Annotated in this window: 8 protein-coding genes; 5 read left to right on the top strand and 3 right to left on the bottom strand. The window is 50.9% G+C overall.

What is annotated here, in order from left to right; genetic code table 11:
- The 5 genes from HOK28_00235 to gatB all read left to right on the top strand — a co-directional run.
- Positions 1–719 (top strand): DUF3553 domain-containing protein (locus HOK28_00235; GenBank protein ID MBT6431486.1); only part of this gene is annotated, 719 nt, incomplete at its 5' end.
- A gap of 79 nt (positions 720–798) precedes the next feature.
- Positions 799–2,514 (top strand): tetratricopeptide repeat protein, encoded by a 1,716-nt coding sequence (locus HOK28_00230; GenBank protein ID MBT6431485.1) that lies wholly within the window; start codon positions 799–801, stop codon positions 2,512–2,514.
- A gap of 28 nt (positions 2,515–2,542) precedes the next feature.
- Entirely contained in the window at positions 2,543–2,839 is a 297-nt protein-coding gene (gene gatC, locus HOK28_00225; protein MBT6431484.1) for an Asp-tRNA(Asn)/Glu-tRNA(Gln) amidotransferase subunit GatC, read from the top strand.
- Between the two features lie 4 nt (positions 2,840–2,843).
- Positions 2,844–4,301 (top strand): Asp-tRNA(Asn)/Glu-tRNA(Gln) amidotransferase subunit GatA, encoded by a 1,458-nt coding sequence (gene gatA / locus HOK28_00220; GenBank protein MBT6431483.1) that lies wholly within the window; start codon positions 2,844–2,846, stop codon positions 4,299–4,301.
- A complete protein-coding gene (gene gatB / locus HOK28_00215) occupies positions 4,298–5,725 on the top strand; it encodes an Asp-tRNA(Asn)/Glu-tRNA(Gln) amidotransferase subunit GatB (protein ID MBT6431482.1) in 1,428 nt (475 codons plus the stop codon). Before gatA ends, gatB begins: the two co-directional genes overlap by 4 nt.
- Before the next feature lie 3 nt (positions 5,726–5,728).
- Here gatB and HOK28_00210 read toward each other — a convergent pair whose 3' ends face one another.
- From HOK28_00210 to dnaK, 3 genes are all read right to left on the bottom strand, one after another.
- A complete protein-coding gene (locus tag HOK28_00210; GenBank protein MBT6431481.1) occupies positions 5,729–6,268 on the bottom strand; it encodes a PilZ domain-containing protein in 540 nt (179 codons plus the stop codon).
- A gap of 13 nt (positions 6,269–6,281) precedes the next feature.
- On the bottom strand, positions 6,282–7,406 hold the full coding sequence (dnaJ, locus tag HOK28_00205; GenBank protein MBT6431480.1) for a molecular chaperone DnaJ: 1,125 nt from the start codon (positions 7,404–7,406) through the stop codon (positions 6,282–6,284).
- An 85-nt stretch (positions 7,407–7,491) separates the two neighbouring features.
- Positions 7,492–9,309: a molecular chaperone DnaK gene (gene dnaK, locus HOK28_00200; GenBank protein MBT6431479.1), complete on the bottom strand. Its 1,818-nt coding sequence runs from the start codon at positions 9,307–9,309 to the stop codon at positions 7,492–7,494.
- Positions 9,310–9,331 lie beyond the last annotated feature (22 nt).

Genomic DNA, 9,331 nt, shown 5'->3' with positions numbered 1-9,331 from the left:
TCAGTGCACTTCAGGCCGAGGGAACTGACGAAGCTCAAGACCGCATTGCTAACCTTGATGAACTTATCTCGGCCATTGCCGAATATACTGAGCTGGTTGAAGAACCTTCGTTGGCGGGCTTTTTAGAAGAGGTCACCTTGGCCAGTGATATTGATGCCATGGAAGATATGCCGCCTCAGGTTTCGTTGATGACGCTTCACGCCGCCAAGGGCCTTGAGTTTCGGACCGTTTTCATGCCGGGCATGGAAGAGGGCATTTTCCCTCACAGCCGAAGCATGGACTCCAAGCCAGAACTCGAGGAGGAGCGGCGACTTTGTTACGTGGGAATAACCCGCGCCAAAAAGAACCTTCACCTCTCCAGCGCTCGGGTTCGAACAGTTTTTGGTGACACCCGCTGGTCTGAGCTAAGCCGGTTTATCGCGGAGGTACCTCCGGAGCTAATTGATATGGGGGTGAAGGCAAAGCCGGCCGTGAAAGCACCCACCCGAGGCAACCTCCTGGACCACTTTAGAGATGACGACTCGGACTATGATCCTGTTTTTACTGATGAATTCGAGGAAAGTGATGCTTTTTCTCCGGGCACCCGTGTTTCCCATGCGACCTTTGGAGTTGGGCAAGTCGTTGCCAGTGATGGCCAGGGGCAGCGGCGTAAATTGACGGTTCAATTTCCCGATGTTGGTCGTAAGGTGATTGTTGCCCGCTTTGTTCAACCAATCTGACCTTGGCCGGTTGGCAATCCGGCGAAAGTGCAGATAAGAAGCTTACTTCTTTTGACGACGCAGAGCGTAATGGACCTTAATGGAAACCCGTTGCACACATTGCGGCGCCACCACCCTGGTGGAGCTCGAAGGTGGAGACACACCGCCCAAGTCCCTGAAATGTGTGACTTGCGGGGAGGCTTTTGTCCCGTCTCGTGGTGGTTTGCTTGAAAAGCGCTGGGTTCTTCGTCGCACCAATGGTGAACAGTTAAGATTCGATTCGCTGCAGACCCTTCAGACAATGGTGCGCTCTGGTGATGTTCTACCTGATGATGAGATTTCTCATACGGGTAAGGGCTGGCGAAGGCTACGAGATATCGTTGAGCTTGCGGCGTTGTTTGAAGTCAGCCAAACAAAACTCACGCATCCGAGACCACAAATCCCACGAGACTTTGTATCCAGTGCTCCTTTGGAAGCTTCATTGGAGGCCTCGGGTAAGCTTAAGACTCCCAAAACGACAGTTAAGAATAATTTCCTCGTTTTTTTCCTCGCTTTGACCACTGGCGCGGCGATTGTTTTTACTTTCCATCACTTTAAAGAAAAACATAATCGCGAGATCCAAAAAGCCCAGCTCTTTGTTGATGATGCCCGGCGGCAACTGATGCAGGATACCGCACATCACGTTGAATCCTCGGTTGCGGCTTTTGAGCGAGCCACCCAAGTGGCACCAGACTACGCGCCAGCTCATGCCTGGCTCGCCCTGAGTTTAATGGCCAGCGCCGATGGCTTGCTCCTGGATGTTTGGCTTTCTAAAGAAGAAATTCAGTGGGACCCCGGTCAGGTGGCGCTTGATGAAGAGCGTTTAAAAGATCTTGAGAACAAAGCTTCAAGCCGTTTGGAGAAATCTTTTCTTTCCGCAACGCGGGCCTCTGGGTTAGCGGCAGATTCAGTGGAAGCTAATTTTGTGCTGGCAGATTATTTCTATCGCCAGTCTAAAGTACACGACTTTCGCCGGCATCTAACCCGAATTAAAATCATCGATCCCAATCACATCAGTCGGCATTATTTTGAGGCACTTTCAGAGTCACGCTCCTTAGATGCGCGTCTGATTTCTTGGGAAGAACTCCTCATTAATGGACCTTCGCAAAATCGGATGCGTTTGAAGATGGTTCGGTTTCTTCTTGAGAACAAAAACTATGTTCGTGCGCTTCAAGAAATTGATGTTGTACTCAATAAAGCGCCTGCCCACCGATTTGCCGCGAGGCTTCGTGGGCATATTGTAAAACTACAATCCCAAGAGAAGTTGACTCCAGCGGACGCAGCCGAGGGTGAACCAGGCCCCGTCCCAGAAGAAGAAGAAGCAAAAGCTGCGGCAGGAAAGCCTGAAGAAGACGTGAAGGTGGCTCAACGAAAGCGCGCTCAGTCTGCGCAGAAGAGTGGCCGGTTAACCCCTTTACAGGCTTTATTACAACAAGCCGAGGCAAAGCTCGACGCAGGATCTTCAAGAGAGGCTACGGCTCTTTACCGTAAAGCGCTGGTACTAAAGCCAAACAATATAGATGCTTTGGCGGGCCTCGGTTTTTGTCACCTCGCACAAGATAGTTTGCCGGCGGCATTTTCAGCTTTCGAGCAAGTTTTGAGGCGCGCCAAAGACTTTGCCGAAGCCCACCGAGGTTTAGGGAAGCTGTGGCGAGTGCGTGGTAATAAAGAAAAGTCGTTGAAGCATTTTAAACATTATTTAAAAGTCTTACCTATGGGCTCGCATGCCGCATCGGTGAGAACGGCAATTATCGAATTAGAGGCAAGGCCTGAATAGGCCATCTAGTCATTAGGGCAAAGAGATTATGACAAAGCAAAGAATCGATGCTGAAGAGGTGATGCGAATCGCAACGCTTGCGCGGCTGGAGCTGGAAGAGAACGAAGTTGAAATGCTCACGAGAGACCTGGCGTCTATTTTGAGCTATGTTGACAAGCTTGATGAACTCGACACTGAAGGTGTTGAGGCTACGACCCATGCGGTCGAACTCAGCACGACTTTGCGTGAAGATAAGTTACAACCTGGATTAGATGTTGAGCTCGGTTTACGCCAAGCTCCTGAACGATTGGGCGACGGTTTCGGCGTCCCAAAGATCATTGAGTAGTACCATGGAAATCTTAAACAATACGATGCAAGAGCTGTCACAGAAGCTTCAAAGCGGTGACGTTTCAAGTAAAGAGGCAACACAAGCGGCGCTGTCTCAAATAGAGAAAACCCAAGACATGGGTGCGTGGCTTCATGTGGCGAGCAAAGAGGCTATGGCGCAAGCTGAAGCCTCTGATGCGCGCCGAAAGAGCAACGACGCGCTTGGACCTTTAGATGGTATTCCGCTTGGACTTAAAGATATTTTTCTAACGCGAGATATTCCGACCACTTGTGGTTCTAAAATCCTTGAAGGCTTCTTGCCACCTTACAGTGCACATGTGGTTGAGAAGTTGGACGCCGCCGGTGCGGTCATGCTGGGTAAATTAAACATGGACGAATTTGCCATGGGCTCATCCAATGAGCACTCAGCTTATGGTCCGGTTCGAAACCCTTGGGGTGAAAATAAGGTTCCAGGAGGTTCCTCTGGCGGGTCGGCGGCCGCGGTTGCTAATCTCTCCGCTTTTGGAACTCTGGGTACAGATACGGGGGGCTCCATCAGGCAGCCTGCGGCGCTTACGGGAACCGTTGGGCTTAAGCCTACTTATGGCCGGGTTTCTCGTTACGGTGTCATCGCTTTTGCCAGCTCATTGGACCAAGTGGGACCGATGACCAGGACAGTGACGGACTCAGCATTGTTGTTGGGTAATATCGCTGGCTACGACCCCAGAGATGCAACCAGTAAAAATAAAGAAGTCCCTGATTACAGTGCAACGCTGGATGACGGCGTCAAGGGACTCAAAATTGGTGTCCCGAAAGAATACTTTATCGATGGCATCGACCCTGAGATCAGACAATCAGTTGACGCGGCGCTGTCCTATTATGAGAGTCAGGGGGCTGAACTCGTAGAGGTGTCATTGCCTCACACCTCACATGGTATCGCAACATATTATCTAATCGCGACGGCAGAGGCTTCGAGTAATCTGGCGCGTTACGATGGCGTTCGTTATGGGCTCCGAAAAGATCCGGGTGGTGGTTTGCTTGATATGTACAAAGCGACCCGAGCTGCCGGTTTTGGGCATGAGGTCAAGCGGCGTATTATGTTGGGCACCTATTCGCTCTCAGCAGGCTATTACGATGCTTATTACTTAAAGGCGCAGAAAGTCCGCACGCTCTTGCGGCAGGATTTCGAGAAAGCTTTTGAAAAGGTTGATGTGATCATAACGCCAACCACGCCTCAAACAGCTTTTACGATGGGTGAAAACATGGATGACCCAGTCTCCATGTATTTGGCTGATGTGTTTACGGTGAGTGCCAACCTCGCAGGTTTACCGGGTCTGAGCTTACCATGCGGATTTAGCAAAGCGGGTATGCCCATGGGCATGCAGGTGCTGGGCCGACCTTGGGAAGAGGGCACTGTTTTAAAAGTTGGCAGAGCTTACGAGAAAGGCCATGACTGGCATACGCGGAGGGCAGGACAATGAGTTATGAAATTGTAATTGGTCTAGAAGTGCATGCTCAGCTTCGCACTGAGAGTAAATTGTTTTCAACAAGCGGAACAGCATTCGGGGCGTCTGCAAATGCACAAACGGATGTTGTCTGCTTGGGCATGCCGGGTGTTTTGCCGGTTTTGAATAAAGAGGCTGTTCGCTTAGCGGTGAAGGCAGGCATAGCGCTTGAATGCGAGGTTCACCAAGCCAGCCAGTTTTCACGTAAGCACTATTTTTACCCCGACTTGGCCAAGGGCTACCAAATCACGCAGTTCGATAGGCCGTACGCGACCTGGGGCAAACTTGATATTGAGGTTGGTGGTTCTAAGAAAACTGTAGGCATCACTCGGATCCATATGGAAGAGGATGCGGGTAAAAGTGTGCATGATGATCTGGTTGCAGGTGGAAGGTCTTACATCGATTATAACCGAGCAGGCGTGCCACTGATTGAGATTGTGAGTGAGCCCGATATGCGCTCGGCTGATGAAGCCGTGGCCTACTTAAAGAAGCTGCATCAAATCCTGCGCTACATTGAAGTTTGCGACGGCAACATGGAGCAAGGAAGTTTTCGCTGTGATGCGAACGTGTCACTGCGGCCTGTGGGGCAAAAGGAATTAGGGACGCGAACAGAGCTTAAGAACATCAACTCTTTTCGATTTGTACAGCAGGCGATTGAGTATGAAGTATCTCGCCAAGCCAGCGTGCTTGATAGTGGAGGCAGGATTATCCAAGAGACTCGGCTTTGGGATACAAAAACAAACACCACGCGGTCGATGCGCTCAAAGGAAGAAGCCCACGATTATCGATATTTCCCGGAGCCAGACTTACCGGATTTGATTCTAGAGGATGGCTACATCGAAGCACTCAAAGAAGCCTTACCGGAGCTTCCGGCGGCTCGTCTGTCCCGTTATGAGTCGGAGTATGGGCTCGGAAACAAAGAAGCGAAAGTGCTCACGGAAGATATCCATGTAGCGGTCTTTTTTGAGAAAGCATTGGCTCGTCACAACAACGCCAAGCTCGTTGCAAACTGGACGATCAACGAGGTGCTGCGAGAAGCAAAAGGTGATGAGGTGAATCAGCTTGCCTTTGGGCCTCAAGCACTTGGCGAACTTGTTGAATTGATTGATAACCAGACGATTTCAGGAAAAATTGCGAAGGAAGTTTTCCAGGCGATGCTGGAAACCGGGACAGCGCCTGGAGAATACGTTGAGCAAAAAGGCTTAAAGCAGGTCACGGACACATCGGCCATCGAGGCGATTGTAGATGGAATCTTAGCGCGAAGTGAGGCTCAGGTAGCTCAGTACAAAGATGGTAACATGAAGGTCTTGGGATTTTTTGTTGGCCAAGTGATGAAGGAAAGTCGCGGGAAAGCGAATCCTAAAATCGTAAATGAAATCCTAAAAGAAAAGCTGAAGTAAGCTTTATTCCTTGAGCGATTTCACATCGAGACTTCCACAACTTGGGCAGGCAGGTTTGACCACGCTCACGCGCCCAATCCAGTCGCATCGGCTGCAGCGAATTTCACGAAATTTCCCCGTTTGCGGGGATTCAAGCAGAGGTGGGTGTCGAATATAGTGAAGCACCATCGCTCTGTAATGCTTGAGGTTTACCTCGTCTGTCATTTTTCGATTGATTTGAATCCCGACACCTTCATCCGGTGGCATGCTGGTCCAAACGACCTCACCGAGTACTTCAATGGTTAGGTTGTCTTGGTTCACGCTTTCAAAAACCAACTTAACGGTACTTCCCCGCGGTGGAACCGAGTTGGTTTCAACGAAGAGCCCAATCGGGCTTAGGTTTCGCGCTTTTGCGCCATCAATACGACGATGACCTACCGTAAGTTTAACCGGGATACTTATTTCTTCGCGTTTAGCGCGTCGGCGCTCAAGCTGAATCGTTGATTCAGACTCACCGCCCTTTAAACGATCCACGAGTTTTCCGAAGAATCCTTTTTCTTTCATCTTCTAATTCCCATCAGCTGTTGCGCTTCCTTCGAAACTGACGTCGGTTCGGGTAATGTTTATCATCATCTTGCTTACCCATCTCTTGAATTAACTTTTTTTGGTCTTTAGTCAATTCCACCGGAGTTTCTACGACAACTCTGACGTGTTGATCGCCGCGGCCTCCATCAGGCAATCTGGGAGCGCCTTGACCACGAAATGTAAATTGGCGACCACTTTGTGTGCCCGCGGGTATTTTAAGCTTAACCTTACCGTCAATTGTGGGAACGTCAATTTGTGTGCCCAGCGCCGCTTCGCACAATGTTATGGGTAATTCAACAATGATGGTATCCCCGTTGCGCTCGAACACCGGGTGGGGTCTCACCGAGATGACCACCCGTAGATCGCCGGGCGGACCGCCAGTTCCACTTGGCTCGCCTTCGCCGGGGTAGCGAAGGACCGTACCATTATCAGCCCCGGGAGGAATTTTGACGGGAAGTTGCCGAAGGCGTTCCACAGAACCGCCACCGTCACACACCTCACATGGAGTGGTGACTACCCGGCCGACGCCGCGGCAGTAAGTACAAGGTTGCCGAACGGAAAAAAGACCCTGTTGGACGCTGATACTTCCGGCGCCGGAGCAAGCACCGCAATTGGTTGCGAGCGCATCCGGGGGATAGCCTTTGCCGTCGCAGGCAGCACAGAGGTCAACTCGCTCGATATCGATGACCCGCTCTCCGCCTGAAATCGCGGTCTTAAACGGGATTCGGATGGTTTGCTTGGTGTCCTTACCGCGCCTTGGACCACTGTCCTTATTTTTCCGTTTAAAAAAGTCGCCAAAAATATCCCCAAATACATCGGATACTTTGCCGCCACGTGGCGGGGCTCCCGGACTGCTGGCTCCGGAGTTGGGCGCCGCGGCCTGGTCGGCTCCTGAGTTGCCTGGTCCGTCATGACCAAACATGTCGTATTGTTTGCGCTGCTCTTGATTGGCCAGCACTTTGTAGGCCTGAGTGGCCTCTTTAAAGCGTTCTTCTGCTTGGCGGTTGCCTGGATTCTTGTCGGGGTGAAACTTCATCGCAAGTTTGCGATAAGCGCGCTTTAGATCTTGAGGGGAAGCGTCTCGTGTGACCCCAAGTACGTCGTAGAAGTCTTGCATATTAACGAGGTGGGCCAGTCATAGAGGTATCCGTTATATGTAGCAGCGATGTATCATGCATGATCGCCACTCCTTTCCCGGACAACTAGCCGTTTTGCTCTTGGGTATAAATGGTTTCTGCGATTCGGTATGCAGAGGTCTCCAAGGCTTTAAAGTATTGCGGTATATTCGCGTGATCGCCTTTTTCCATCGCCTGCTTGAGATTTCTAAGATCGTTTTCAATGAGTTCTAAATCTGTGGGATCTAGCTGGGAACGGTACTCTGCTAGAGATTGCTCTGTTGTGTAGATGAGCGTTCTGGCGCTGTTGGTAAGTTCGGCGGCTTGTTTTCGCGCCATATCTTGCTCGCGGTGGGCACCTGCATCATCAATGATTGATCCGATTTCGTCGTCTGTAAGCCCAGATTGTGCGGTGATTCGAACCGACTGACTCCGTCCTGTCCCTAAGTCTTGTGCGCTGACGCTTACGATGCCGTTGGCATCTAGCTCAAAGGTGACTTCAATTTGAGGAACGCCCCGAGGCGCAGGTGGAATACCAATGAGTTCAAAGCGAGCAAGGCTTTGGTTATCGGTAGCCATAGGTCTTTCGCCTTGAAGGACGTGAACGTTTACCATCGATTGGTTGTCGAGTGCCGTTGAGAAAACCTGGCTCTTACGCGTGGGGACCGTGGTGTTGCGATTGATCAGAGCGGTGAACACGCCTCCTGCAGTTTCAACGCCAAGAGAAAGCGGCGTAACATCGAGGAGAAGAACGTCTTTGATATCTCCGCTTAGAACCGCACCTTGAATGCCGGCACCAATAGCAACCACTTCATCTGGATTGATTTCGCGGTTGGGAGCCTTGTCGAAGAACGCACTGACTTCTCGCTGAACCAGCGGCATACGAGTCATACCACCGACCAGTAAAATTTCGTCGATATCTTCGATTGTTAGTCCCGCATCTTCAAGTGCTTGGCCGCAAGGTATCAGACTTTTCTTGATCAACGATATCGTAAGCTCTTCAAGTGTTTCTCGCTTCATTGTTAAGGAGAGGTGCTTAGGCCCAGAGTCGTCGGCGGTAATAAACGGAAGATTGATTTCGGTCTCAGTGGTACTGGAAAGCTCATGCTTGGCTTTTTCGGCAGCCTCTTTAATACGCTGCATGGCCATGCGGTCTTGAGTGAGGTCAACACCGGTCTCTTTTTGAAACTGATCACAAAGATGTTCCATGATGACGTAGTCAAAATCTTCGCCGCCCAAATGGGTGTCGCCATTGGTTGAGCGAACGTTGAATACGCCTTCCGAGAGTTCGAGAATTGAAATATCAAAGGTGCCGCCGCCGAGGTCATAAACTGCAACGCGTTTGTTACCTTCGAGCTGATCAAGCCCGTAAGCCAGCGCGGCAGCCGTTGGCTCGTTGATAATACGCTCGACACTTAAGCCGGCGATGCGACCAGCGTCTCGAGTGGCTTGCCGCTGACTGTCGTTAAAATATGCAGGAACCGTGATAACCGCGCTGGTGATTTCGCTGCCAATATATTCTTCTGCGGTGGCCTTCATTTTTTGCAGAACAAAGGCGGAGATTTCCGGCGGAGAATATTGTTTGCCCCGCGCAGCAACCCAAGCGTCGCCTCGATCGGAGGCGACGATTTCAAAAGGTGTTCGTGATTTGTCGCGTTGAACTTCTTCGTCATCAAAACGTCGACCGATAAAACGCTTAACGGAGTAGACCGTGTTCTCTGCATTGGTAACGCTTTGGCGCTTAGCGATTTGGCCTACAAGCCTGTCACCTTTGTCGGTAAACGCTACAACAGATGGAGTGGTGCGAGCTCCCTCGTTGTTAGGGATGACTACTGGCTTGCTGCCTTCCATGACAGCTACGCAAGAGTTTGTTGTGCCCAGATCGATGCCGATAGTCTTGGACATGCCGCCTTCGCTTCTGCGTCAG

The organism is Deltaproteobacteria bacterium (assembly GCA_018668695.1).
GTDB lineage: Bacteria > Myxococcota > XYA12-FULL-58-9 > XYA12-FULL-58-9 > JABJBS01 > JABJBS01.
This window is presented reverse-complemented; position numbering and strand designations above follow the sequence as displayed.